Origin of the sequence: Micromonospora sp. A3M-1-15, from assembly GCF_024213425.1 — a bacterium.
Classification (GTDB): Bacteria; Actinomycetota; Actinomycetes; order Mycobacteriales; family Micromonosporaceae; genus Micromonospora; species Micromonospora chersina.
Genome location: NZ_JANAVK010000001.1, coordinates 1974934 through 1998322, shown reverse-complemented (window position 1 = coordinate 1998322; position 23389 = coordinate 1974934). Strand labels below are relative to the sequence as shown.

General features: G+C 72.3%; 25 protein-coding genes. 11 read left to right on the top strand and 14 right to left on the bottom strand.

From position 1 onward, the window contains the following. Positions 1–45: 45 nt before the first annotated feature. Both NLX85_RS09430 and NLX85_RS09425 read left to right on the top strand, forming a co-directional pair. Positions 46–1719: an MDR family MFS transporter gene (locus NLX85_RS09430; protein ID WP_254333431.1), complete on the top strand. Its 1674-nt coding sequence runs from the start codon at positions 46–48 to the stop codon at positions 1717–1719. 161 nt (positions 1720–1880) lie between these two features. After that, positions 1881–2780 carry a hypothetical protein gene (locus NLX85_RS09425; RefSeq protein WP_254333417.1) on the top strand — a complete coding sequence of 300 codons (900 nt, stop codon included), beginning with the start codon at positions 1881–1883 and terminating at the stop codon, positions 2778–2780. Between the two features lie 72 nt (positions 2781–2852). On the opposite strand, the gene NLX85_RS09420 is transcribed toward NLX85_RS09425, so the two are convergent. After that, positions 2853–3761 carry a LysR family transcriptional regulator gene (locus tag NLX85_RS09420; RefSeq protein WP_254333414.1) on the bottom strand — a complete coding sequence of 303 codons (909 nt, stop codon included), beginning with the start codon at positions 3759–3761 and terminating at the stop codon, positions 2853–2855. A gap of 83 nt (positions 3762–3844) precedes the next feature. Between NLX85_RS09420 and NLX85_RS09415 the strand changes: the two genes are divergently transcribed. Continuing rightward, entirely contained in the window at positions 3845–4744 is a 900-nt protein-coding gene (locus tag NLX85_RS09415) for a DMT family transporter (protein ID WP_254333412.1), read from the top strand. On the opposite strand, the gene NLX85_RS09410 is transcribed toward NLX85_RS09415, so the two are convergent. Then, positions 4737–5228 (bottom strand): NUDIX domain-containing protein, encoded by a 492-nt coding sequence (locus NLX85_RS09410; RefSeq protein ID WP_254333410.1) that lies wholly within the window; start codon positions 5226–5228, stop codon positions 4737–4739. The two genes, NLX85_RS09415 and NLX85_RS09410, sit on opposite strands and share 8 nt — an antisense overlap. A gap of 84 nt (positions 5229–5312) precedes the next feature. Here NLX85_RS09410 and NLX85_RS09405 point away from each other — a divergent pair, with 84 nt between their 5' ends. Further along, positions 5313–6962: a fatty acid--CoA ligase gene (locus NLX85_RS09405; RefSeq protein ID WP_254333408.1), complete on the top strand. Its 1650-nt coding sequence runs from the start codon at positions 5313–5315 to the stop codon at positions 6960–6962. A 185-nt stretch (positions 6963–7147) separates the two neighbouring features. On the opposite strand, the gene NLX85_RS09400 is transcribed toward NLX85_RS09405, so the two are convergent. The 5 genes from NLX85_RS09400 to NLX85_RS09380 all read right to left on the bottom strand — a co-directional run bounded on the left by NLX85_RS09400 (position 7148) and on the right by NLX85_RS09380 (position 10958). Beyond that, positions 7148–8161 (bottom strand): NADPH:quinone reductase, encoded by a 1014-nt coding sequence (locus tag NLX85_RS09400; protein ID WP_254333406.1) that lies wholly within the window; start codon positions 8159–8161, stop codon positions 7148–7150. A gap of 166 nt (positions 8162–8327) precedes the next feature. Then, complete coding sequence (locus NLX85_RS09395) at positions 8328–8981, bottom strand: HAD family phosphatase (protein WP_254333405.1); 654 nt, start codon at positions 8979–8981, stop codon at positions 8328–8330. Positions 8982–9008: 27 nt separating this feature from the next. After that, a complete protein-coding gene (locus NLX85_RS09390) occupies positions 9009–9269 on the bottom strand; it encodes a YciI family protein (RefSeq protein WP_254333403.1) in 261 nt (86 codons plus the stop codon). Between the two features lie 26 nt (positions 9270–9295). After that, on the bottom strand, positions 9296–10153 hold the full coding sequence (locus NLX85_RS09385; RefSeq protein WP_254333733.1) for a hypothetical protein: 858 nt from the start codon (positions 10151–10153) through the stop codon (positions 9296–9298). A 139-nt stretch (positions 10154–10292) separates the two neighbouring features. Next, entirely contained in the window at positions 10293–10958 is a 666-nt protein-coding gene (locus tag NLX85_RS09380; protein ID WP_254333401.1) for an FKBP-type peptidyl-prolyl cis-trans isomerase, read from the bottom strand. Positions 10959–11128: 170 nt separating this feature from the next. Between NLX85_RS09380 and NLX85_RS09375 the strand changes: the two genes are divergently transcribed. Beyond that, the gene (locus NLX85_RS09375; protein WP_212838326.1) at positions 11129–11521 is read left to right on the top strand and encodes a PPOX class F420-dependent oxidoreductase; all 393 of its coding nucleotides are present in this window, start codon (positions 11129–11131) and stop codon (positions 11519–11521) included. A 39-nt stretch (positions 11522–11560) separates the two neighbouring features. On the opposite strand, the gene NLX85_RS09370 is transcribed toward NLX85_RS09375, so the two are convergent. Beyond that, the gene (locus tag NLX85_RS09370) at positions 11561–12598 is read right to left on the bottom strand and encodes a Ku protein (RefSeq protein WP_254333399.1); all 1038 of its coding nucleotides are present in this window, start codon (positions 12596–12598) and stop codon (positions 11561–11563) included. Between the two features lie 85 nt (positions 12599–12683). Here NLX85_RS09370 and ligD (NLX85_RS09365) point away from each other — a divergent pair, with 85 nt between their 5' ends. Beyond that, the gene (gene ligD, locus NLX85_RS09365) at positions 12684–13622 is read left to right on the top strand and encodes a non-homologous end-joining DNA ligase (RefSeq protein ID WP_254333397.1); all 939 of its coding nucleotides are present in this window, start codon (positions 12684–12686) and stop codon (positions 13620–13622) included. Further along, complete coding sequence (gene ligD / locus NLX85_RS09360; RefSeq protein WP_254333395.1) at positions 13612–14526, top strand: non-homologous end-joining DNA ligase; 915 nt, start codon at positions 13612–13614, stop codon at positions 14524–14526. Before ligD (NLX85_RS09365) ends, ligD (NLX85_RS09360) begins: the two co-directional genes overlap by 11 nt. Before the next feature lie 27 nt (positions 14527–14553). On the opposite strand, the gene NLX85_RS09355 is transcribed toward ligD (NLX85_RS09360), so the two are convergent. Next, positions 14554–15048, bottom strand: coding sequence for a cupin domain-containing protein (locus tag NLX85_RS09355; protein ID WP_189193234.1), 495 nt, complete (start codon positions 15046–15048; stop codon positions 14554–14556). Positions 15049–15076: 28 nt separating this feature from the next. After that, entirely contained in the window at positions 15077–15445 is a 369-nt protein-coding gene (locus tag NLX85_RS09350) for a DUF4267 domain-containing protein (RefSeq protein ID WP_254333393.1), read from the bottom strand. 87 nt (positions 15446–15532) lie between these two features. On the opposite strand from NLX85_RS09350, the gene NLX85_RS09345 reads away from it, so the two are divergent. From NLX85_RS09345 to NLX85_RS09335, 3 genes are read left to right on the top strand one after another with little or no spacing between them, the layout of a single operon-like run. Then, positions 15533–16111, top strand: a complete 579-nt coding sequence (locus NLX85_RS09345; RefSeq protein ID WP_254333391.1) for a TetR/AcrR family transcriptional regulator — start codon at positions 15533–15535, stop codon at positions 16109–16111. Positions 16112–16138: 27 nt separating this feature from the next. Continuing rightward, entirely contained in the window at positions 16139–16876 is a 738-nt protein-coding gene (locus NLX85_RS09340) for a TIGR03089 family protein (protein ID WP_254333389.1), read from the top strand. A gap of 59 nt (positions 16877–16935) precedes the next feature. Continuing rightward, entirely contained in the window at positions 16936–17781 is an 846-nt protein-coding gene (locus tag NLX85_RS09335) for a patatin-like phospholipase family protein (RefSeq protein ID WP_254333387.1), read from the top strand. A 78-nt stretch (positions 17782–17859) separates the two neighbouring features. On the opposite strand, the gene NLX85_RS09330 is transcribed toward NLX85_RS09335, so the two are convergent. Beyond that, positions 17860–18333 carry a DUF1801 domain-containing protein gene (locus NLX85_RS09330; protein ID WP_254333379.1) on the bottom strand — a complete coding sequence of 158 codons (474 nt, stop codon included), beginning with the start codon at positions 18331–18333 and terminating at the stop codon, positions 17860–17862. A 104-nt stretch (positions 18334–18437) separates the two neighbouring features. Here NLX85_RS09330 and NLX85_RS09325 point away from each other — a divergent pair, with 104 nt between their 5' ends. Then, on the top strand, positions 18438–19301 hold the full coding sequence (locus tag NLX85_RS09325) for a GNAT family N-acetyltransferase (protein ID WP_254333378.1): 864 nt from the start codon (positions 18438–18440) through the stop codon (positions 19299–19301). Positions 19302–19703: 402 nt separating this feature from the next. Here NLX85_RS09325 and NLX85_RS09320 read toward each other — a convergent pair whose 3' ends face one another. From NLX85_RS09320 to NLX85_RS09310, 3 genes are all read right to left on the bottom strand, one after another. Then, positions 19704–20702: an alpha/beta fold hydrolase gene (locus NLX85_RS09320; protein WP_374628072.1), complete on the bottom strand. Its 999-nt coding sequence runs from the start codon at positions 20700–20702 to the stop codon at positions 19704–19706. Beyond that, positions 20588–21400, bottom strand: a complete 813-nt coding sequence (locus NLX85_RS09315; RefSeq protein WP_254333375.1) for an alpha/beta hydrolase — start codon at positions 21398–21400, stop codon at positions 20588–20590. Before NLX85_RS09315 ends, NLX85_RS09320 begins: the two co-directional genes overlap by 115 nt. A 137-nt stretch (positions 21401–21537) precedes the next feature. Then, entirely contained in the window at positions 21538–23217 is a 1680-nt protein-coding gene (locus NLX85_RS09310; protein ID WP_254333373.1) for a DNA repair helicase XPB, read from the bottom strand. Between the last annotated feature and the right edge of the window lie 172 nt (positions 23218–23389).

The following is a 23389-nucleotide window of genomic DNA, read 5'->3' as shown; positions in this document are numbered from 1 at the left end:
CTCCCACCGGGGGCATGATCCGCCCCCGGTGGGAAAGGAAGCGGGATGACAGCCCAGGCCGCTCGTCCCGTGCTGCACGCCCGCCAGATCCGCCTGCTGATGTTCGGCCTGATGACCGGCATGCTGCTGGCGGCGCTCGACCAGACCATCGTCGGCACCGCGCTGCCCACCATCGTCGGTGAGCTGGGCGGGATCAACCACTACTCGTGGGTCGTCACCGCGTACCTGCTCGCCTCCACGGCGTCGACCCCGCTGTACGGCAAGATGGCCGACCTGTACGGGCGCCGCCCGGTCTTCCTCTTCTCGATCGGCACGTTCCTGCTCGGCTCTCTGCTGGCCGGCCTGTCGCAGAACATGACCCAGCTGATCGTCACCCGGGGCGTGCAGGGCCTCGGCGCGGGCGGCCTGCTCACGCTGGCGTTCACCATCATCTCGGACGTGGTGCCACCCCGGGAACGTGGCCGCTACCAGGGCCTGTTCGGCGCGGTCTTCGGCATCTCCTCGGTGGCCGGGCCGCTGGTCGGCGGCTACTTCGCCGAGACCAACTGGCGGTGGATCTTCTACATCAACGTGCCGCTGGCCATCCTCGCCATCGTGGTCTGCTACCACGTCATGCGGCTGGTCCCCTTCCAGCGCCGGGAGCACAAGGTCGACTGGGTCGGCGCCGGGTTGCTGGTCGCCGGGGTGAGCTGCCTGCTGCTCGCGCTGAGCTGGGGCGGCAACGAGTACGCCTGGGGCTCCGGGGTGATCATCGGGCTGTTCGTGGCCGGGGCGGTGCTGGGCGCGCTCTTCCTGGTCCAGGAGGCCCGGGTGGAGGAGCCGATCCTGCCGCTGCGGCTGTTCCGCAGCCCCACCTTCGCGCTGGCCAACTCGGCGGGCTTCGTGCTCGGTCTGGTGATGTTCGGGTCGATCATCTTCATCCCGCTCTACCTCCAGATCGTCAAGGGCGCCTCGCCGACCCGCAGCGGCCTGCTCATGCTGCCCATGATGGCCGGCATCATCTTCACCTCGATCATCACCGGGCGGGCGATGAGCCGGATCGGCCGGTACAAGTGGTTCCCGGTGGCCGGCGCGGCCGTGCTGGTCGCCGGCATGCTGCTGTTCCGGCAGCTCCAGGTGGCCACCTCGCTCTGGGTCGCCTTCGGCTTCATGGTGGTGATCGGCGTCGGGCTGGGCCTGTGCATGCAGTCGCTGATCCTGGCCGTGCAGAACGCGGTCGACCCGCGCGACCTGGGCGCGGGCACCTCGTCGGCGACGTTCTTCCGCTCGCTGGGCGGCTCGTTCGGGGTCGCCATCCTCGGTGCGGTGCTGTCGTCCCGGCTCACCGGCGAGCTGGCCGGCCGGCTGCCGGCGGCGATCGCCCAGCTCCCGCCCGACCAGCGGGCGGCCGTGGCGGCCGGCGGCGGCGCCAACATCTCGATCAACGACCCGGCCACGATCATGGCGCTGCCCGCCCCGGTGCGGGCCGCCATCCAGGCGTCGTTCGTCGAGTCGCTGCACCTGGTCTTCCTGACGACCGGGCTGGTCGCGATCCTGGCTGTGCTGGTCACCCTGCTCATGCCGAACGAGCAGCTGCGCGGCGCCGGCCCGCACGGGTCGACCGGCGGCGCGGACCCGCTCGGCGGCCCGGCGGCCGCTCCCGGCGGCAAGCCCCTCACCAGGGAGTCGAAGGAGGAGGCCGCCGCCGACATGGAGTCCAAGTCCCAGACCATGCTCTGATCCCGGGGGAAGCCAGTCATGTAACGCGATGACGTCGGTGAACGTCCTTTGAGGGGTGAGCCGCCGCCGAGCGGCTCCCCGGTCGGCGTCGACGGGGGCGCCGGCCGTGCCGCCCCGCCGGTCGACGGCCGTGGGGCGGCTCCCTGCGAGCAAGGGACGTCATGACCTCCGACCGCACCCTCCGTACCGGTCTCACCATCCTCTCCCTGGCCGCGTCGGCCGCGCTGCTGCCGGCCGCGCCCGCCGTCGCGGCGCCGCCACCCCGGCCCGACCTGAAGCTGAACCTCACCGTCACGCCCACCACGATGATCGGCGCCACGGAGAACACCGCCGTCGTCATCGCCACCGTCGACAACGTCGGTGCGGCGACGGTCGAGGACGTCACCGTCTCCTTCACGTTCCCGCCCGGCGGCGAGATCGTCGGTGACCCGTCCTGGCAGTGCGACTACACCACCTTCGTCTGCACCAACATCTACGGCCCGGTGCCGCCGGGCGGCACCGCGGAGCCGCTGCGCGTCTACGTCGGCCTTCCCGATGCGCCGGCCGGCACCGTCGCGACGATCGGGGCGACCGCCGCCACCAGCGCCCGCGAGGTCACCCGGACCAACAACTCCGCCCAGGTCCAGACCACCTACGGGTACGTCGCCGACCTCTCGCTGAGCGGCGACGGAGGCGCCAGCGGGGCGTGGGAGACCGACCTTCCGACCAGCGGCGGGGACATCACCCCGACCTTCACGGCCCACAACATCGGCACCGCCGAGGCCGGCGACCTGCGCCTCGTGGTCGACGTGCCGGCCGGCTTCACCGCCGGTCAGCCGTACGACGGGCCCGGCAACCCGAGCCCGTGGGCGTGTGACGTCACCACCACGCAGGTGGTGTGCACCGCCGGCCCGCTCGCCGTGGAGGCCGAATCCACGGTGACCGTGCCGATGACCGCCCCGGCGGGTGTCGCCGACGACCGTTTCGCGATCCACGGCGAGATCAGCACCTCGGGCGAGGAGTGGCGCCCCTGGGACAACGGCGCCGACGCCTCCTACCACTACGTGGAGCCGGTGGCCTGACACGGTGACCGGCTGGTCCTCGGGTGGCCGCCACCCGGGGACCAGCCGGCGGGCCCGGCTCCCGGGCGCCTGTCACCCCGGCTCTGAGGTCGGGTCCGGATGGGCGGTCAGCAGGTCGAGGATGAGCGCCAGCGGCGGCCAGGCCGCCCGGCCGCGGCGGGTCACGGCGTAGGCGCGCAGCAGGGCCTGCGGCGCGGTGAGCGGCAGCAGCCGGACCCCGGGCCCGGTGGGCTGGTCGCCGGGGAGCAGGCCGACGCCGAGCCCCGCGACGATGAGGTCCTGGACCAGGTCGAGGCTGTCGGCGCGGTGCACGATCCGGGGTTCGAAGCCCGCCATCGAGGCGATGGTCCGCACCACCACCTCGTCGGCCGTGTTGCGGGAGTTGACGATCCAGTCCGCGTCGCGGAACCGGTCGAACACCGCCGGGGCGTCCGCCTCCGGGAGGGCCGCCGCGCCGGCCGGGACGCCGAGGTGCCAGGCCGCCGACCACAGCGGTGTGGCCTCCAGCGCGGGGTCGGCGGAGATCGGGGCCAGGTTGTAGTCGTAGGTCAGCGCGAGGTCGACGTCGTCGGTGGCGAGCAGCGCGTACGCCTCGGCCGGCTCGTGCTCGTCGATGTGGAGGCGCACCCGGGGGTGGTCCGCCGCGAGCCGGGCGGTGAGCGGCAGCAGTGAGCGCCGGACGGCGGTGGCGAAGCCGGCGACGCGTACCGTGCCGGCCGGTTCGCCGCGGGGGTCCAGGTCGAGCCGGGCCGCGTCGACCGCGGCGAGGATCGTCACGGCGTGTTCGGCCAGCCGGCGCCCGGCCGGGGTGAGCCGGACCCGGCGGCCGTGCGGCTCGACCAGGTCGGCGCCCACCTCCCGGGCCAGCACGGCGAGCTGCTGCGACACCGTCGAGGTGGTGACGTGCAGCTCGTCGGCGACCAGGCGCATCGAGCCGAGCCGGGCCAGTTCGCGCAGCAGGCGGAGGCGACGCAGGTCCATGGGATGATTGTTCACGATCGCCGAATGGTCCGTCCAGGAATGGCACGTGGACGCGAGCGGTCCGGACCGGCTCTACTGTCCCCATGACCACCGTGACTCCCGCCCGGGCCGGCACCGCCATGGCCGTCGCCTCGATGACCTGCGTCCAGCTCGGGCTGGCCGCCTCGGTGGGGCTCTTCGACCGGGTCGGCCCGGAGGGCGCCGCCTGGCTGCGCCTGGCCTGGGCCGGGGTGCTGCTCGCGGCCTTCGTCCGGCCCCGCCCGTCGGCCTTCACCCGCTCCGCCCTGCGGGCCTGCGTCGCGCTCGGTGTGGTGACCGCCGGCGTCACGATCCTGTTCATGGCGGCGGTGGCCCGGCTGCCCCTGGGCACGGCCAGCGCGCTGGAGTTCCTCGGGCCGCTGGGCGTGGCCGTGTCCCGCGGCCGGGGCGGCGCCAAGCTCTGGCCGGCGCTCGCGGCGGTCGGGGTGCTGCTGCTCACCGAGCCGTGGCACGGCGGCGCGGACCCGGTCGGGGTGGCGTACGCGCTCGGGGCGGGGGCCTGCTGGGCCGCGTACATCCTGCTCACCCAGCGGGTGGGCGACGAGGTCTCCGGGGTCCGCGGCCTGGCGGTGTCCATGCCGGTGGCCGCGGTGGTCGCGACCCTGGTCGTCGGCCCGTCGGTGTTCGGTGACCTGACCTGGCCGGTGCTCCTTGCCGGCCTGGGGCTGGCCGTGCTGCTGCCCGTCGTGCCGTTCGTGCTGGAACTGCTGGCGCTGCGCCGGCTCACCACCGCCGCGTTCGGCACGCTCATGAGCCTGGAGCCGGCCATCGCCCTGGTCGTCGGCCTGGTCGCGCTGGGTCAGGTGCCCGGGCCGGCCGCCGTGGCGGGGATCGCCTTCGTGGTGGTGGCCGGGATCGGCGCGGAACGGTCCGGCGCCCGGCCGGCCGGCGACCCCGCGGCGTCCCCCGACGGGCGGCCCGTGGAGGCCGGCGCCGTCACTTGAGGATGAGGCGGTTGGTCTGCTCGAAGACGTCCAGGTCGGCGAGGGTCTCGATGACGCTGCCGGAGAGCGGGGCGGGCAGCTCGTCCCGGTGGAAGAAGCCGGCGTCGGTGGTCTCGTCGGTGAACCGGGCCAGCTCGCCGTCCCACTCCTCGACCCGGAACGCCGTGGTGAAGATCTGGTAGGTGTGGCCGAACATGTTGGTGTTGGTGAAGTCGGGGCCGGTGTAGAGGGCGAAGGCGCTGACCCGCAGGGCACGCAGGCCGGTCTCCTCGCGGACCTCCCGGACGGCGCAGTCGGCGATCGACTCGCCCAGCTCCATGGCGCCGGCCGGCAACGCCCACTGGCCGTTGTCGGAGCGCTGGATGAGCAGCACCCGGGCGGCGTTGTCCCGGACCACGGCGCGCGCGCCGACGAACATCAGGGTGCGGTCACCGGCCAGGGCCCGGAGCTGCCCCACGTACGAGTCGGCCCACGAGATGCTCACCCGGACAATCTACGCACCTTCCCTGGTCGGCTCGGCCGTTCCGGGGGTTCCGCTCGTGTGACCGGCGACACTACGTTGTTACCCATGCGTAGCACGATGATGGACGCCCCCCTCCAGGTCGCCCGGATCCTCGAACACGGCTCCACCGTGCACGGCACGGCCGAGGTCGTCACCTGGACCGGCGCCGAGCCCCGCCGGATGACGTACGCCGAGGTCGGGCGGACCGCCGCCCGGCTGGCCCACGCGCTGCGCGACGAGTGCGGGGTCACCGGTGACGAGCGGGTCGCCACCTTCATGTGGAACAACAACGAGCACCTGGTGGCCTACTTCGCCGTGCCGAGCATGGGCGCGGTGCTGCACACCCTCAACCTCCGGCTCTTCCCCGACCAGGTCGCCTACATCGCCAACCACGCCGAGGACCGGGTGGTGCTGGTCGACACCACGCTGATCCCGCTGCTGGCCCGGGTGATCGGCCAGATGGCCACGGTCCGGCACGTGGTGGTGGTCGGCGGGGGCGACCCGGGGCCGCTGGTGGCCGCGGCCGGCGACCGGATCGCCGTACACCACTGGGACGCCCTGCTGGCCGACCGGCCGGAGGTCTACGACTGGCCCGAGGTGGACGAGCGCGACGCCGCGGCGCTCTGCTACACCTCCGGGACCACCGGCAACCCCAAGGGGGTCGCCTACTCGCACCGCTCGATCTACCTGCACTCGCTCCAGGTCTGCATGCCCGAGGGCTTCGGCCTCGGCCCGCAGGACCGCGAGCTGGCCATCGTCCCCATGTTCCACGCGATGTCGTGGGGCCTGCCCTACGCGGCGTTCCTCTCCGGCGCGTCGCTGATCATGCCGGACCGGTTCCTCCAGGCCGAGCCGATCGCTGCCATGATCGCCGCCGAGCGCCCCACGCTGGCCGGCGCGGTGCCGACCATCTGGACCGACCTGCTGGCCTACCTGGACAGCCACGAGGTGGACACCTCCTCGCTGAAGGAGGTGATCGTCGGCGGCTCGGCCTGCCCGCCGTCGCTAATGCACGCCTTCCAGGAGCGGCACGGCATCGAGGTCATCCACGCCTGGGGCATGACCGAGATGTCCCCGCTGGGCTCGGTCTCCCGGCCGCCGGCCGGCGCGACCGGCGAGACGGCCTGGCGCTACCGCTACACGCAGGGCCGGGTGCCGGCCGGGGTCGCCGCGCGGATCGTCGGCCCGCTGGGCGAGCCGCTGCCCGCCGACGGCACGTCCGTGGGCGAGCTGGAGGTCCGCGGGCCGTGGGTGACCGCGCGGTACGTCGGCGACGACATCCCGGACGAGGAGAAGTTCCGCGACGGCTGGCTGCGGACCGGGGACGTCGGCACGCTCTCGCCGGACGGCTACATCACCCTCACCGACCGGGCCAAGGACGTGATCAAGTCGGGCGGGGAGTGGATCTCCTCCGTCGAGCTGGAGAACGCCCTCATGGCGCACCCGGCCGTGCTGGAGGCGTGCGTGGTGGGCGTGCCGGACGAGCGCTGGGACGAGCGGCCCCTCGCGACCGTGGTGGTCCGGGAGGGCGCCTCGGTCACCGCCGAGGAGCTGCGGGACTTCCTGGGGAAGTCGGTGGCGCGCTGGCAGCTGCCGGAGCGCTGGGCGTTCATCGACGCGGTTCCGAAGACCAGCGTCGGCAAATTCGACAAGAAGGTGGTGCGATCCCGGTACGCCGACGGTGGCCTGGACGTACGTGAACTGACCGCGCCGTAACACTTTCCGGCGTACCGTCGCCAGAGCGGGTAGGACGTGTTCCTCTCGAACATTCCTCCCCAGAGGGCGGCCCCGGCGTTCGCACCGCGCCGGGGCCGCCCGTCCATTGCGGGGCGACCCGCAATGTCATTCTCGCGAAACTTGTTCGCCTCTGTCCCGATGATGGCGAAATCGGTTTCGCGTTCTCACGTCTCGCTGGTCGTGATGAGCACCTTGCCGACCACCGAGTTCTCCACCGCCTCGTGCGCCGCCCGGGCCGCCGCCAGCGAGTGGTGGTGCAGCGGCAGGCCGGCCTCCTCGCCCACCCGCACCGCGCCCTGCGCCACGGCCGCCGCGATGTCCGTCACCGCCTGCGCCTTGGCCGCCTTCGGCGCCGTGTAGATGAGCACGAACTGCCAGCGGGCGTTCGGCATCATGAGCGCCCGGATCGGCAGGGTCACCTGCTCGCCCCCGTCGTCCGCGTACACACAGACCGCACCGCCCGTACGCAGCAACTGCACGTCGGCGGCGGCGTTCTGCGCGGCAGACACCTCGACGATCGTGTGCACCCCGTCGGGCGCGATCTTGCGGACCTCCTCGACCACGTCCTGCTCGCGGTAGTTGACCACGAAGCTGGCCCCCGCCGCCGCGGCGAGCTGCGCCTTCTCCGGGCTGCTCACCGTGGCGATCACGCAGGCGTCGGCCCAGCGGGCCAACTGGATGGCCGCGTTGCCCACCGCGCCCGCCCCGCCCTGCACCAGCACCACGTGGTCGCTCAACGCGCCGGCGTGCAGCTTGTCCGGCATGAACTCGCCGGCGGTCAGGCAGCGGTGCGCCGTCATGAACGGGATGCCCAGCGCGGCGCCCAGGTCGAACGAGGCCGACCCGAGGCTCACCGCGTGCCGGACCGGCACCACCGTGTACTCGCTGGCCGTGCCCCAGGGCCGCTGCCAGGCCGCCTCCCAGAGCCACACCCGCTCGCCGATGAGGATCTGGTCGACGCCCTCGCCGACCGCCTCGATGACCCCGGCGCCGTCCTGCCCGGGGATCTGCCAGCCCTGCGGCAGCGGCCAGGCGCGGCGGGCCTTCCAGTCGGTCGGGTTCACCCCGGCCACGGCCATCCGCACCAGCACCTCGCCCCGGCCCGGCTCGGGCACCGGCCGGTCCACGAGCTGGAGCACCGAGGCGTCCCCGTTGGTCTCGTACACGATCGCCCTCATCGCCGTCCCCTCCGCCGTCGTGCCGGCTGCGCTACCCGGCCGCCCCGCGATCATTCCGATCGGCCGCACCCCGGAAACCGTACAACCGGATGAGGGGCGGCAGAAGAGCGACATGTCGGGCGCGCCGGTGGTCGAGCGCCCGACCGCCGCGCGATCGGCTCGGATTTCAGCCGAGGCGCGCCACCACGTCCGGGGTGAGCGCGTCGATCGAGGGCAGCACCACCGCCGCCAGCTTCTCCGCGTCCGGGTCCAGGGGGTAGGAGCCGTGCGGCACGGCCACCACCCGGCAACCCGCGGCGGCCGCCGAGCGGACCCCGTTCGAGGAGTCCTCCACGGCCACGCAGCGGGCCGGGTCGACGCCGAGCCGCGCGGCCACCGCCAGCCAGACGTCCGGCGCCGGCTTGCCCCGGGCGGTCTCCTCGGTCGACAGGGTCGCGCCGAACGCGTCGGCCAGGCCCGTCGCGTCCAGCGCCGCCGCGATCAGCCGGGTGGGGGAGGAACTGGCCAACCCCAGCGGCCACCGCGCGGCCGTGCGGCGCACCACCGCCACCGCGTCGTCGATCAGCGGTACGCGCTCCGCGTACCGCCGGGTCATCTCGGCCACCACCTCGGTGGCGACCTGCTCGGCGCTCCGGTCGACGCCCAGCTCACCGCTCAGGTAGGCGGCCCACTCGCCGGTGCTCATCCCCATGAGCCGGCGCTGGGTGTCCGGCTGCCAGGTGCCCCCGTGCTCCGCCACGTACGCCCGCCGGACCTCCTCCCAGACGGGCTCGGAGTCCACGATCACGCCGTCCAGGTCGAAGAGCACCGCGTCCACCACGTACCCATCCTGCCGGATCGACCGGGATCAGGTCAGGAACGGCGCCCACTCCCGGACGCGCGTGACCTCCACACCGGGCGTGGTGAAGTACGGGTCGGCCGCGAGCAGGCGGTCCAGCTCCGACCGGTCCGGGACGTCGAACACGAGCACGGCGCCGGAGTCGTCGGCCAGCGGGCCGGCCGTCCGGACGATGCCCTTCCCGTGCAGCTCGGTGAGGAGCGCGCGGTGGGCGGGGCGAGCGGCGAGCCGCTCCGGCGCCTCGGTGAACGCCAGTTCCACGATCCACATGCCAGGCAGGCTACGCCGTCCGCCGCTCAGCGGGCCGGGGTCGCCGCGTCCGTGGCGTTGCCTCGCTGCGCCGGCAGGCCGATCGGGGCCTTCGGCGGGATGATCGTGCGGCACCGGGTGGCGATCGGGTCGAGCAGCTCGCGCAGCCGGGCCGTGCGCTCCGCGCCCAGCGCCCGCCACGGGCCGAGGGCGGCCCGGTCGGTGGCCTCCTCGACGGCCCGGAAGGTCGCGGTGCCGTGCTCGGTCGACGCGTGGTCGGCGGTCAGCCAGCCCTGCTCGACCAGCCGCTCCTCGGCGGCGGCCCACTCGTCGTCGGTCCAGCCGCGGGCCGCCTGGTGGAACTCGCGGGACTGGTCGACGCGGCACCGCCACGCCACCACCTCGGCCGGCGCCAGACCGGTGCCGACCAGCGCGGCCACGTGCCCGTCGCCCCGGTGCTCGCGCAGCGTGGTGGCGGCCTGCCACATCCGGGCCAGCGGGTACTCGCCCCGGGGCAGGGCGGCGTTGACCGCGCCGAGCACCCGCCCGGCCGGCTCCACGTGCCCGGCCGCCTCCTCCAGCAGGTCGGCCGCCTCGACCAGGTGCGACTCGGGCAGCTCGTAGGTGAACTCGGCGAGCGCCTGCACGGCGCCGGTGAGCCGGGCGCGCAGCGCCTCCTCGGGGGTGGCCAGCCGCCACACCGAGGGCAGCGCCCGGGCCACCATGGCCGGCGCGAAGCTGAAGAAGGCGGCCACCACGCTCGGCGCGCCGACCGCCCCCAGCGGGGCGGCCCGGCCGGCGAAGTAGCCCCGCCAGTAGCCGCGCAGCCCGACCGCCTCGTACGCGGCGCGGGCCCTGGGGTGGAAGTAGGTCACCGCGTGGACCGGCTCGAAGTGCGTCCACATCAGCCGGGCCAGCCCGGTGTCGTCCAGCGCCGCCACGTGCACCTCCGCGTCGGTGGGCAGATCGCCGCGGGCGGGGGTACCGCCCACGGTGACCTTGAACCTACTGCCGCTGGGTGACCGTGCGGAAGCCTGCTGTGAGCTACTGCGCGGCGAGCACGTCGACGACGAAGCGCAGCGGCCCGGCCGGACGCCCGCCCGACGCGTCGTTGCCGTACGCCAGCTCGGCCGGAATGTCCAGCTGCACCCGGCTGCCCACCGGCACGCCCACGAGGCCCTTGTCCCAGCCCGGGATGACCTGGCCGACGCCGATCGGGAAGGTGGCCGGCTGGCCGTTGTTCCAGGACGCGTCGAACTCCTTGCCGTCCTTGTAGAACACGCCCACGTAGTTGGTGGTGATGTTCTGGCCGGCCTTGACCGCCGGGCCCTTGCCCTTGACCAGCGTGGTCACGGTGAGCTTCGTCAGCTCGCCCTTGCCCGCCTCGACGGCCGGCTTCGTCTTCAGCGCCGGGTCGATGTCGGCGGGGAGCTGCGGGGCGGGAGGCGCGGTGGGCTCGGCCGAGGGGGCGGCGCTCGCGCTCGCCGACGCGGCGGTGTTCGCTGGCTTGTCGTCGTCGCCGCTGTTCTTCCAGACGATGCCGGCCACCAGGCCGGCCACGGCGAGCACACCGACGAAGGCGCCCAGAATCGACTGCCGGCGGCGCTTCGCCTCGGCGGCCTTCTTCGCCGCCAGCTGGGCGGCCAGCCGCCGCTCCGCCTTGGTGCCCGGGCTCTGGCCCGCCGACCGGTTCTGCACGCGCTCGCTCACGTCGACTCCCTGCTGGGTGGGGTGGGTGCCCCCGGCGGGCCGCCGCCGAGGCCAGCGCACACGGTACCCGCCCGGACGCCCCCGGTGCTCCTACGGCCGGGCGGATCCCGGCAAGCCGGCCCGGAGGGAACATCGGTGACGACCGGGGCCGCGGGGGTAGGTTCTCGTCCATGGCGATCCTCACCGAAGAAGACCTGGCCCTGCTCGCCGAGCCGCAGCTCGCCCACGTGGCGACCATCGAGGTCGACGGCACCCCGCACGTCACCCCGGTCTGGGTGGACACCGACGGGGAGCACATCGTCTTCAACACGGCCAAGGGCCGGCAGAAGTACGTCAACATCGAACGCAACCCGGTGGTCGCGGTCTCCGTCGTGGACAAGGCGGACGACTTCCGCACCCTGTGGGTCAAGGGCACCGCCGAGCTGGTCACCGAGGGGGCGGACGAGCACATCGACCGGATGGCGCAGAAGTATCTGGGGCAGGACACCTACCCGTTCCGCCGGCCCGGCGAGGAGCGGGTGATCGTCCGCATCACCCCCACCGAGAAGCTCGGCCGGGGCTGAGCCACCGCCGTCGAGGGGCCGGTGGCCGGCCCCTCGACGTCAGGCGGTCTTGCGGGGGGCGGCCTTCTTCTCGGCCGCTTTCTTGGCCGGGGCCTTCTTCGCCGCGGTCTTCTTGGCGGCGGTCTTCTTGGCCGGCTCGGCCTTCTTCTCCGCCGCCTTCCTGGCGGGCGCCTTCTTCGCGGGGGCCTTCTTCTCGGCCGCCTTCTTGGCCGGCGCCTTGGTGGCCTTGGCGGCCTTCTGCGCCGAGCGTGCCGCCGAGATCGGGGTCGGCTCGCCCGCCCCGCCTTCCGGCGCCTCGCCCCGGGCCGCCCGGGCCCGGTCGACCGACGCCTTGAGGGCGGCCATCAGGTCCACGGCGGCGGCCGGCGCGGCCTCTTCCTCCTCCGGCTGGACCACCTCGCGGCCCTCGACCTTGGCGTCGATGACCTCCTGCAACGCGGCCCGGTAGTCGTCGGTGAAGGCGTCCGGCTCGAACTCGCCGGCCATCGAGTCGATGAGTGAGCTGGCCATCGCCAGCTCCGGGGGACGCACCTTGAGGTCCTCGTCGAGGAAGCCGAAGTCGGGCTGGCGTACCTCGTCCGGCCAGAGCATGGTGTTGAGCAGCAGCACGCCCTCGCGGACCCGCAGGGTGGCGAGTTGCTCCCGCTGGCGCAGCGCCACCTTGACGATCGCCACCCGCTCGGAGTCGGCGAGCGCGTCGCGCAGCAGCACGTACGGCTTGGTGGCCGAGCCCTCCGGCTCCAGGAAGTACGCCTTGTTGTAGAGGATCGGGTCGACCTGTTCGGCCGGCACGAACTCCAGCACGTCGATGGCGTGCGAGGTGGTCAGTGGCAGCTCGGCGAAGTCCTCGTCGGTGAGGATGACCATCTCGCCGCCGCCGATGTCGTAGCCCTTGGCGATTTCGTCGTAGGTCACCTCCTCGCCGCAGACCGAGCAGGTGCGCTTGTAACGGATGCGGCCGCCGTCCTCGCGGTGCACCTGATGGAAGCGGATGTCCTTCTCCTCGGTGGCCGAGTAGACCTTCACCCCGATCGACACCAGGCCGAACGACACCGCTCCCTTCCAGATCGCCCGCATGACGCGCTCCTCTCCCCGGTTCTGACCAGAATCGCAAATGATCGAACGGGACGCACGCGCTTCCGTGTGCAACTACAGTCATGAGGTGCCCGGCGCGCCGTTGAAGCCGATGCTCGCGATGACCGGGCAGCTCCCGGCCGGTGACGGCTGGGCGTACGAGTTCAAGTGGGACGGGGTCCGCGCGCTCGCCGACATCAGCCGCGGCCACCAGCACCTGTACGCCCGTTCCGGCGTCGAGATCACCACCGCGTACCCCGAACTGATCCCCCTGGCCGAGCAGGTGGACGACGCCCTGCTGGACGGCGAGGTGGTCCTCTTCACCGACGGTCAGCCGTCGTTCACCGCCCTGGCCGAGCGGATGCACGTCCGCAACGCGGTCAAGGCCGCCCGGCTCGCGGCAACCGTCCCCGTCACGTACATGATCTTCGACGTGCTGCGGCTGCGCGGCGCGGACCTGACCGGCCGGCCCTACCGGGAGCGGCGCGAGATCCTGGAGTCCCTCGGGCTCGGCGCCGCCCGGTGGGCGGTGCCGCCCGTCTTCGGCGACGGCCCGGCCACCTACGCGGCGGCCGGCGAGCACGGCCTGGAGGGGGTGATGGCCAAGCGGGTCGACGCGGTCTACCGGCCCGGGGTGCGCTCGCCGGACTGGGTGAAGGTCAAGCTGGAGGTGACCGGCGACTTCGTGGTCGGCGGCTGGCGGCCCGGCGCGCGGAAGGTCGGCGGCCTGCTGGTCGGGGTGCCCCGGCCGGACGGGCGGCTCACCTACCGGGGTCGGGTCGGCGGCGGGATCGGCGCGGCCCTCGAACGCGAACTGCTGCGCGAGCTGGAGCCCCTGCGCACTGCCGGGTCGCCGTTCGCCGGGGACGTGCCGCGCGAGGATGCCCGCGGCGCGAACTGGGTAGCTCCTCAGGTCGTGGTGGAGGTCAAGTACGGCCAGCGCACCCCCGACGGCCGGCTGCGCTTCCCCCGGATCCTGCGCCTGCGCCCCGACAAGCCGGCCGAGGAGGTCGACGATGCCAGCTGATCGTCTCAAGGTGGACGTGGAGGGCCGCTCGCTGGAGGTGTCCAACCTGGACAAGGTCCTTTACCCGAAGGCCGGCTTCACCAAGGGCGAGGTGATCGACTACTACACCCGGATCGCCCCGGTGCTGCTGCCGCACCTCCAGGACCGGGCGCTCACCCGGATCCGCTTCCCCAACGGCGTCGACGGCGGCTCGTTCTTCGAGAAGAACGCGCCCGCCGCCACCCCCGGCTGGGTACGCACCGAGAACCTGCCCGCCCCCGGGTCGAGCAAGGGGCGGGAGACCATCGACTACGTGGTCGCCGACGACCTGCCCACCCTGGTCTGGCTGGCCAACCTCGCCGCGCTGGAGCTGCACACGCCGCAGTGGAAGGTCGGCGAGCATCCGGACATGATGGTGGTCGACCTGGACCCGGGCGCCCCGGCCGCGCTGAAGCAGTGCTGCCAGGTCGCGCTGCTCATGCGGGACCGGCTCGCCGAGGACGGCATCGACAGCTACCCGAAGACGTCGGGGAAGAAGGGCATGCAGCTGTGCTGCCCGATCGCCGGCACCCAGGACGCCGACGTCGTCTCCGACTACGCGAAGCGGATCGCGCAAGAGTTGGAGAAGGAACACCCGAAGCTGGTCGTCTCGAAGATGGCGAAGAACCTGCGCCCCGGGAAGGTCTTCATCGACTGGAGCCAGAACAACGCGGCCAAGACGACGGTGGCGCCGTACTCGCTGCGGGCCCAGGACGTGCCCTCGGTGTCGACCCCGCTGACCTGGGACGAGGTCGAGGCGGGCGCGGCCGGCAAGCGGCCGTCGACGAAGCCGTACACCGCCCCCGAGGTGCTGAAGCGGGTGGAGAAGCAGGGCGACCTGCTGGCCCCGCTGCTCGACGGAGGCCCGGAACTGCCCGGCCGCTGAGGGATCCGGGCAGTCCGGGCCGGGGGGTCAGCGGCGGGCGGCGTCCCAGGCGGCGCTGCTGCGGAAGTACGTGTCGTAGAGCTCCTGCACCTCCAGCAGGCTCTCCGGCGGCACCTTGCCGTAGGCGATGCGCTCCAGGTGGCGGAAGTACTCGAACCGTTCGACGCCGGGGGTGATGACGATGAGGATGTCGGCGTTCTCGCCGGGCGCGGCGGCGAACGCGTGCGCCACGCCCGGCGGCACGATCACCAGGTCGCCGCGCTCGGCGGTGACGACCTGCTCGCCGGAGAGCAGCTGCGCGGTGCCGTCGAGCAGGTAGAACAGCTCGGCGGAGTTGCCGTGGTGGTGCGGCCGTGCGCCGTCCGCGCCGTCGGTCAGGGTGACCCGCTGGGTGGAGAGCGCCCCGCCGGTGGCGCTGCTGTCGGCGAGCAGCCGGATCGTGGTGGGGGCGCGGCCCACCACCTCGGCGTCCGCGTCACGGACGATGACGGACCGGTCGAAGTCGGGCGTGATCAGGGACATCGCGCTACTCCTGTCGTGGCGGTGCGGGTCAGAGGGCGAACAGCAGGGCGGCGTTGAGCAGGACGACCACGGCGGTGGCGAAGTGGACGCCGAAGGCGACGGCCTTCCTGCCGTGGCGCAGCACGATGAGGGTGTCTCCCAGCGGGTTGATCGCGACGATGAGCATGTACCAGGCGACCGCCTCGGCGTTGGTGAAGGCGATGAGCGCGAGGCCGAGCAGGCCGTAGCTGAGGTCGCGCAGGCCCTTGATCGTGAGGTAGGCGGGGTCCTCGTCCGGCTTGACCGGGACGCCGTAGCCGGCGGCCGAGGCCTGAGGCGCGAGAAGGAACCGCGCGCCGATGAGGACGCAGAAGAGGCTGAGGACGACGGCGAGCCCGTAGGCGATGGGGGTGAGCATGTCGACTCCGTTTGCTAGCGCTGCTAGATCCAAGAGCGAAGCTAGCAGAGCGGCGGCAGCTTGGCTAGCGGTGCTAGAGTTTTGGCCATGGCGATTCGGGAGCGGCGCGAGCGGGAGCGGGCGGAACGGGAGCGGGCGATCGTCGCCGCGGCCCGGGAGCTGGCCGAGTCGGAAGGCTGGGACGCGGTCACCACCCGCCGGCTCGCCGCCGAGATCGAGTACAGCCAGCCCGTCCTCTACAGCCACTTCAAGGGCAAGGGCGCCATCATGGCGGCCGTCGCCGTGGAGGGCTCCGGCGACCTGGCCGCCGAACTCGCCGCCGCCCGGGCCGCCGCGACCGACGCGCGGGAGGCGGTGGCCGGCATCGCCAGGGCGTACGCCGATTTCGCCGAACGCCGGCCCGCGCTCTACGACGCGATCTTCAACCTCCCCACCGACCTGTCCTTCGCCAGCCAGGACACGCCGGTCGAGCTGGTCCGGGCCTTCGCCGAGCTGGCCGAGACCCTGCGACCCTTCGCCGGTGACGACAACCTGGAGACGTTCACCGAGACCTTCTGGAGCGGGCTGCACGGCCTGGTCTCGCTCATGCGCAACGGCCGGCTCCGGCGGGAGGAACACGAGCGGCGGCTGGCCCTCCTGGTCGACCGGTTCGCCCGGCTAGGGTGAGCTGACCGCCAGGGAGGAGCGCACCCGATGGCCGACCACGCACCCGTCGCCGTAGCGACCCACGAGCCGCTGCTCAGCTACCTCGACGACGCCACCGGCGAGCGCACCGACCTGACCGCTCAGCAGTTGGGCGTGTGGGCGGCCCGCAGCGCCGGGCTGCTCCGGGACGGCTGCGGGCTGCGCCCCGGCGACCGCGTGGCCGTGCTGCTGCCGCCGCACTGGCGTACTGCGGCCGTGCTCATCGGGGCCTGGTCGGTCGGGCTGTCGGTCTCGTTCCGGCCCCGGGCCCTGGCCGGGCTGCCGGTCCTCGAACCCGGCGCCGACCTGCCGTACGACGCGGTGTTCGTCACCCCGGAACGCCTCGACGACTGGTTGGAGGACGTGCCCGACGGAACGCACCGCTACCTCGTCGGCACCGGCTCCGGCCCGCTGTCCTCGGTGCCGCCGGGCTGGCTCGACTGGTCCACGGAGGTGCTCCGGCACCCCGAGATCGCGCCCGACCTGGGCGTTCTCCGCCCGACCGACCCGGCCAGCCCGGACGGCACCAGCTACGGCGAGTGGGGCGCGGTGGCCCGGGAGTACGCCAAGCAGCTCGACCTGCGCGCCGGCGACCGGCTGCTGGTCGACGCGGCCGAGCACGAGCAGCCGCTCAAGTGGCTGCTCGCCCCGCTCGCGGCCGGCGCGTCCGTGGTGCTGTGCGCCAACCTGGACCGGTCGCGGCTCGACGCCCACGTCACGGCGGAGCAGGCCACCCGGGTCCTCTGAGGCGGCCGTCACGATCGGCGGGAACCACTGCGCCCGCCCGCTGTGCAAGGCTGCTGATCATGACGAACGCACTCGTACTCGCCGGTGGCGGCGTGGCCGGGATTGCCTGGGAGCTGGGCGTCCTGCGCGGCCTCGCCGACGCCGATCCCACCCTCGCCGACCGGATCCTCGCCGCCGACCTGATCGTCGGCACCTCCGCCGGCTCGTCGGTCGCCGCGCAGATCACCAGCGGCGTCGCGCTCGACGACCTGTACGCGGCCCAGCTCCGCCCCGAGACCGCCGAGATCGAGGTCGACGTCGACACGGAGAAGCTCTTCGCCGACTACGCCGCCGTGCTGACCGGCGCGACCGGGCCGGAGGACGCCCGCCGCCGGATCGGCGGGATCGCCCTCGCCGCGCAGACCGTCGACCCGGCCGTCCGGCTCGCCGCGATCGACGCCCGACTCCCCGTGAAGCAGTGGCCCGACCGGCGCCTGCTGCTGCCCGCGGTCGACGCGGAGACCGGCGACGAGGCCATCTTCACCCGCGAGTCCGGCGTGACCCTGCGCGACGCCGTCGCCGCCAGCTGTGCCGTACCCGGCATCTGGCCGCCGGTCACGATCGGCGATCGCCGCTACGTCGACGGCGGAGTGCGCTCGATGACCAACGCCGACCTGGCCGCCGGGGCCGACCGCGTGCTGATCATCCAGCCGACCCTCGCCGGCACGCCGCAGCCGTGGGGTGACCTTGACGCCGAGATCGCCGCACTCGCCCCAGCCAACGTCCACGTGATCAGCGCCGATCAGGCGTCCGTCGACGCATTCGGCACCAACGCGCTGTCACCCGCGACCCGCGCGGCGTCCGCCCGCGCCGGGCGAGCCGTCGGTGCCGCGCACGCCGCCGCCGTCGCGGCCGTCTGGAACTGACTGCCCTCAGCCGCCGGAGGCGGGCACAAGGCGTTCGCCGACGCGCTGTTGCGGGTTGCGATCTGACCCCGCCTCCGGTCAGCGTTGGCTGGCCCGGTCGACGCCCTTGTGCACGCGGACCGTCCGGTCGACCAGCTCGCGCAGGGCGCTTTCGTCGACGTCGTCCAGTCGCTTCAGGTAGAGGCAGCCCTTGCCGGTCTTGTGCGGGCCGAGCCGGGCGAGCACCGACGAATAGCGCTCCTCGCAGCCGCCCACCAGGTAGACGACGAGCTGCTGCTTGCGCGGGGAGAAGCCGACCAGCGGCCAGTCGCCCGTGCGCCCGCCCGCGTAGGTGTAGCGGTAGGTGCCGAAGCCCACGATGCTCGGACCCCACATGACCGGGGCCTCGCCGGTGACCTCGCCCAACAGGGCGCAGAGACGCTCGGCGTCGGCCCGCCGGCGGTCGTCCGGCACGGCCGCCAGGAAGTTGTCGACGCTGGCGCCGGTCGGCACGGTCACCGGCTGCTTCGAGGTCGCCATGAGCTGATGCTCCCAGGTCGGTACGACAACCATCGGCCCGAATCTGGTTGACACCCGCCGCCGGTGGGGTGCCTACTGCCTGCCGGGCCACACATGGTTGCTGGCCGGTCGGTGGGCCGTTGACGACGGGGGTAGGCATGGACGGGACGGACGCGCTGACCTGGGAAGCGTTCGGCGAGGGACAGCTCCCGGAGCTGACCCGGCTGGCCGAGGGGTGCCTGGCCGTTGACGGTGGGCTGCCGCTGTTCGCCCGTACCCCGTTGTTGCGGGCGCGGCTGTTCCAGACGCGTACCCTCGGCGCCTGGCACGACGGCAGCCTGGTCGCGGCCGTGGGGGTCGGCCTCGGCGGGCAGGCGGCCACCAGCACCGGCCTGGTGCATCCGGACTGGCGGGCGCGGGGTCTCGGCGGCCTGCTGCTGAGCTGGGCCGGCGAGCAGGCGGGTGATGCCGACCTGCTGGTGACCACCGAGTCGTGGAGCCCGGGCGCGGATTCGCTGTTCACGGCGCGCGGCTTCGAGCGGACCTTCGCCGAATGGGTGCAGCGGCACGACCTCGACGCGCTCCCGGAGGTCGCCCGGCCCGTCGACGTGACCACCGAGCCGGCGACGCTCGGTCCCGAGCTGTTCGAGGCCTACCGGGCGTCGTTCGCCGACCGGCCCGGCTTCGCCGATCCCACGGCCGAGGAGTGGCTGGGTGAGCTGGGGGAGGACGACGGGTACCGGCCGGACCTGTCGCTCATCGCCCGTGGTCCCGACGGTGCCGCCGTCGGCTTCGTCAACGTCATCGACAACTGGGTCGACCAGGTGGGCGTCGTCCCGGGCTGGCGGGGGCGGCGGGTCGGGGCGTACCTGGTGGCTCGTGCGCTGCGGGGCCTGGCGGCCGACGGGGCGCGGGAAGTGTGGCTCTGCGTCAACGACAACAACCCGGCGGCGGGGCTGTACCGGCGGCTCGGGTTCGTGGATGCTGGCCGGCGGGCTCGCTACCTGCGTCGCCGTTCGTAGCGTCGGGCGCGCTCGGCCCTTCATGGAGGCCGAGCGCGCTGGCAGTGCTTGTCTCCACCGGACGGGTGGTCCGGGGTGTCGGGCTTACTGGAAGACCCGGCCGGGCCGGGTGGCCTTTGCCTTGGCGATCAGGGAGTCTCCCCGTCTACGGCGCACCTGGATGCTCTTTGTCGCCCTTTTGATCGGGGTGAGGATTCTGTCCTTCATCGCGTGCCTCTCTTCTCTCGTGCCTCAGATCGGAGATGACGCTTCCGCGGCACAGCGTTCTACCCGCCCTGCCTCCCGTCCGCGTACCCGCTGTGCCAGCCGACATTCCGCCACCACTGGCCGCGGCGTCGGTGCTTAAGTAGGAGGGTCCTCAATTCAGGACTTAACAGGGCTAAACCGAGCTCGTCGCCTCGGTCAACTCTTCAGGAACGCGAGCAGGTCATTGTTGACCTGGTCCTGGAGTGTGGACGTGATGCCGTGTGGCGCGCCCGGGTAGTAGATGTCCTTGGCGTTCGGGATGAGCTGGGCGGTCTTCCTCGCCGAGTCCTTGACCGGGACGATCTGGTCGTCCTCGCCATGCAGAACCAGGGTGGGGATGTCGAACTTGGCGAGGTCGTCGCGGAAGTCCGTCTCGGAGAAGGCTTTGATGCTCTCGTACGCGTTCCACAGGCCGGCCTGCATGCTCCACAGCCAGAACTGGTCGAGGATCCCCTTCGAAACCTTCGCCCCCTGCCGGTTGGCGCCGTAGAACATCTGCGCCAGGTCCTGGTAGAACTGCGACCGGTCCTTCAGCAGGTTGGCGCGCATCTCGTCGAAGACGGCGATGGGCAGGCCCTCGGGATTGTCCGGCGTCTGCACCATGATCGGCGGCACGGCGGAGATGAGGACGGCTTTGGCGACCCGTCCCGTCCCGTGTCGGCCGATGTAGCGCGCGACCTCACCGCCGCCGGTCGAGTGCCCGACCAGCGTGGCGTCGGTCAGGTCGAGCGCCTCGATGACCGCCGCGAGGTCGTCGGCGTAGCCGTCCATGTCGTTGCCGCCGGACGCCTGGCTCGACCGGCCGTGGCCACGGCGGTCGTGTGCGACGACCCGGAAGCCGTTCTGCACGAGGAAGAGCATCTGCCCGTCCCACGCGTCCGCGCTCAGCGGCCAGCCGTGGGAGAAGGTGACAACCGGGCCGGCACCCCAGTCCTTGTAGGAGATCTCGGTGCCGTCCTTGGCGGTGATGTAGCTCATGCCGCTGTCCTTCCGATTCGTCATGGTGGGCTTGCCGGCCGATGTGTCTGATGCGGATGTCCTCAGGCGCCGGTCGCGGCCGGCCAGCCGGAGTGCTCCACGGCCCAGGCCAGGACGTCGTCGGCGACCTCCTCCCACCCCTTCTGCGCGGGCAGCAGGTGTCCCATGCCTTCGTATTCCTTGATCTCGGTGATGGTCTTCGAGGACTTGTAGTGCTTGGCGTTGGACCGCTGCACGCTCGGCGGCATGAGGTGGTCCTCGCTGCCGGAGACGAACAGCAGCGGCGCCCGGTTGTCGTTGTGGTAGTCGACGTGGATGTCCTGCGGGCCGGGCTGAAAGTTCGCCAGCACGCTGTCCCACAGGATCCGCCCGGATGCCGGGACGTGATACCGCTGGTAGAGCTCGAGGGACTCTTCCTCGGTGAAGGTGTTGCCAAATGTGTACTTCCACTGCTCGGGCGTCAGGCCGACTGCCTTGTGCCGGTTCGCAGGGTTCTTCAGCACAGGGAACGTCGACTTGATCTGGGACGGCGGGGTGACGAGAACGCCCTCCGTCGCCGCGGAGTTGATCGCCACGCCAGCGGCGCCGAATCCATGGTCCAGCAGGACCTGCGTGAACGCGCCGCCCGCAGAGTGGCCGATGATGATCGGCGGCTCGTCGAGGGCGCCGACCACCGACTCCAGGTGCGAGATGATCGCCGGGGTCGTCACCTCCGCGATGGGCGTCGGGTCGGCGTTGAGCGCCTCGACCTCCACCTCGAACCCTGGGTAGGCCGGCGCGATGACGTGGTAGCCGGCCCGTTGGTAGCGGTCGATCCAGTGTTCCCAGCTGCGAGGGGTCACCCAGAAGCCGTGGACGAGAACGATCGTCTTCATGCGCGGGCGGCCTTTCGGCGAGGTTTTCGATCTGCTGAGTTACACCAATTAGACCGAATTGCTCGCCGAGATGTGACCGGAACGGATCAGGCGGCGCTGGTGAACAGCAGCACGCCGAGCGGGAGTGTGCGAGTCAGTTAGTCGATCGTCGGGAGCTTCGGTCCCAGCACGTCGTCGGCGTCCACGATGGTGTACGCGTACCCCTGCTCGGCGAGGAACCTCTGCCGGTGCGCCGCGTACTCCGTGTCGATCGTGTCCCGGGAGACGACCGTGTAGAAGTGCGCCTGCCGCCCATCGGCCTTAGGCCGCAGCACCCGCCCTAGCCGCTGCGCCTCCTCCTGCCGAGACCCAAACGTCCCCGACACCTGAATCGCGACAGCAGCCTCCGGCAGGTCAATCGAGAAGTTCCCGACCTTGGAAATCACCAGAGTCTTAACCTCACCCGACCGGAACGCGTCAAAGAGCCGCTCCCGCTCCTTGTTGGTAGTCGACCCCTGCACGATCGGCGCGTCCAGGTACTCCCCAAGCTGGTGCAACTGATCGATGTACCCACCGATCACCAACACCTGCTCATTCGGGTGCCGCTCCACAAGTGCCCGCACCACCGGCAACTTCGTCCGCGCCGTAGCCGCCATCCGGTACCGCTCCTCGGCCTCGGCCGTCGCGTACGCCAGCCGCTCCGCCTCGGTCAGCGTCACCCGGACCTCGACGCACTCGGCCGGCGCGATCCAGCCCTGCGACTCGATGTCCTTCCACGGCGCGTCGTACCGCTTCGGCCCGATCAGGCTGAACACGTCGCCCTCGCGGCCGTCCTCGCGTACCAGGGTCGCCGTGAGGCCGAGCCGGCGGCGGGCCTGGAGGTCCGCGGTGAAGCGGAAGATCGGCGCGGGCAGCAGGTGCACCTCGTCGTAGACGACCAGGCCCCAGTCGCGGGCGCCGAACAGGTCGAGGTGGGTGAACACGCCCTTCTTGCGGGAGGTGAGCACCTGGTACGTGGCGATGGTGACCGGGCGGATCTCCTTGCGCTCGCCCGAGTATTCGCCGATCTCCTCCTCGGTGAGCGAGGTGCGGGCGATCAGCTCGCGCTTCCACTGCCGGCCGGCGACCGTGTTGGTGACCAGGATCAGCGTGGTCGCCTTCGCCTCGGCCATGGCGGCCGCCCCGACGAGGGTCTTGCCGGCGCCGCAGGGGAGCACCACCACGCCGGAGCCGCCGGCCCAGAACGCCTCGACGGCCTCCCGCTGGTAGGACCGCAGCGTCCACGGCTTGCCGCCGTCCTTGCCGGACTCGGCCAGCTCGATGGGGTGCGCCTCGCCGTCGACGTAGCCGGCCAGGTCCTCGGCGGGCCAGCCGAGCTTGAGCAGCGCCTGCTTGAGCCGGCCGCGCTCGGACGGGTGCACCTGGATGGTGTCGTCGTCGAGCTTCGGGCCCAGCATCCCGGCGAGCTTCTTGCTCTTGGCGACCTCGATGAGCACCACCCGGTCCAGCGCGCGGAGCACCAGGCCGTGCGCCGGGTCGTTGGCGAGCTGGAGCCGGCCGTACCGGTCCATGGTCTCGGCCACGTCGACCAGCAGTGCGTGCGGCACCGGGTAGCGGGAGTACTTGATCAGGGTGTCCACCACGCCCTCGGCGTCGTGGCCGGCGGCCCGGGCGTTCCACAGCCCCAGCGGGGTGAGCCGGTAGGTGTGCACGTGCTCGGGGGAGCGCTCCAGCTCGGCGAAGGGCGCGATGGCCATCCGGCACGCCTGGGCGTCGGGGTGGTCGATCTCCAGCAGCAGGGTCTTGTCCGACTGCACGATCAGTGGTCCACCGCTCACGCCAGCGTCCTCTCCAAGAGCCGGAAATTCTCGCCCGCACGGCAGCTGACCTGCCGAAGGCGGACCATCCAGTGTTGCACGCCGAAGACTGTCGGGAAAAAGTCTCGCTGGACAGGCAACGTCACACTCCTCCCGTACGTCTAGCAAGCGGGACAACTGTCCAGGGGGAGGG

What these genes read in the sequence shown, in the direction of transcription:
- NLX85_RS09430 (WP_254333431.1), top strand. Translation starts at nt 46, where the DNA reads ATGACAGCCCAGGCCGCTCGTCCCGTGCTGCACGCCCGCCAGATCCGC.
- NLX85_RS09425 (WP_254333417.1), top strand. Translation starts at nt 1,881, where the DNA reads ATGACCTCCGACCGCACCCTCCGTACCGGTCTCACCATCCTCTCCCTG.
- NLX85_RS09420 (WP_254333414.1), bottom strand. Translation starts at nt 3,761, where the DNA reads ATGGACCTGCGTCGCCTCCGCCTGCTGCGCGAACTGGCCCGGCTCGGC.
- NLX85_RS09415 (WP_254333412.1), top strand. Translation starts at nt 3,845, where the DNA reads ATGACCACCGTGACTCCCGCCCGGGCCGGCACCGCCATGGCCGTCGCC.
- NLX85_RS09405 (WP_254333408.1), top strand. Translation starts at nt 5,313, where the DNA reads ATGCGTAGCACGATGATGGACGCCCCCCTCCAGGTCGCCCGGATCCTC.
- NLX85_RS09400 (WP_254333406.1), bottom strand. Translation starts at nt 8,161, where the DNA reads ATGAGGGCGATCGTGTACGAGACCAACGGGGACGCCTCGGTGCTCCAG.
- NLX85_RS09390 (WP_254333403.1), bottom strand. Translation starts at nt 9,269, where the DNA reads ATGTGGATCGTGGAACTGGCGTTCACCGAGGCGCCGGAGCGGCTCGCC.
- NLX85_RS09385 (WP_254333733.1), bottom strand. Translation starts at nt 10,153, where the DNA reads ATGTGGACGCACTTCGAGCCGGTCCACGCGGTGACCTACTTCCACCCC.
- NLX85_RS09375 (WP_212838326.1), top strand. Translation starts at nt 11,129, where the DNA reads ATGGCGATCCTCACCGAAGAAGACCTGGCCCTGCTCGCCGAGCCGCAG.
- NLX85_RS09370 (WP_254333399.1), bottom strand. Translation starts at nt 12,598, where the DNA reads ATGCGGGCGATCTGGAAGGGAGCGGTGTCGTTCGGCCTGGTGTCGATC.
- ligD (WP_254333395.1), top strand. Translation starts at nt 13,612, where the DNA reads ATGCCAGCTGATCGTCTCAAGGTGGACGTGGAGGGCCGCTCGCTGGAG.
- NLX85_RS09355 (WP_189193234.1), bottom strand. Translation starts at nt 15,048, where the DNA reads ATGTCCCTGATCACGCCCGACTTCGACCGGTCCGTCATCGTCCGTGAC.
- NLX85_RS09350 (WP_254333393.1), bottom strand. Translation starts at nt 15,445, where the DNA reads ATGCTCACCCCCATCGCCTACGGGCTCGCCGTCGTCCTCAGCCTCTTC.
- NLX85_RS09345 (WP_254333391.1), top strand. Translation starts at nt 15,533, where the DNA reads ATGGCGATTCGGGAGCGGCGCGAGCGGGAGCGGGCGGAACGGGAGCGG.
- NLX85_RS09340 (WP_254333389.1), top strand. Translation starts at nt 16,139, where the DNA reads ATGGCCGACCACGCACCCGTCGCCGTAGCGACCCACGAGCCGCTGCTC.
- NLX85_RS09335 (WP_254333387.1), top strand. Translation starts at nt 16,936, where the DNA reads ATGACGAACGCACTCGTACTCGCCGGTGGCGGCGTGGCCGGGATTGCC.
- NLX85_RS09330 (WP_254333379.1), bottom strand. Translation starts at nt 18,333, where the DNA reads ATGGTTGTCGTACCGACCTGGGAGCATCAGCTCATGGCGACCTCGAAG.
- NLX85_RS09325 (WP_254333378.1), top strand. Translation starts at nt 18,438, where the DNA reads ATGGACGGGACGGACGCGCTGACCTGGGAAGCGTTCGGCGAGGGACAG.
- NLX85_RS09315 (WP_254333375.1), bottom strand. Translation starts at nt 21,400, where the DNA reads ATGAAGACGATCGTTCTCGTCCACGGCTTCTGGGTGACCCCTCGCAGC.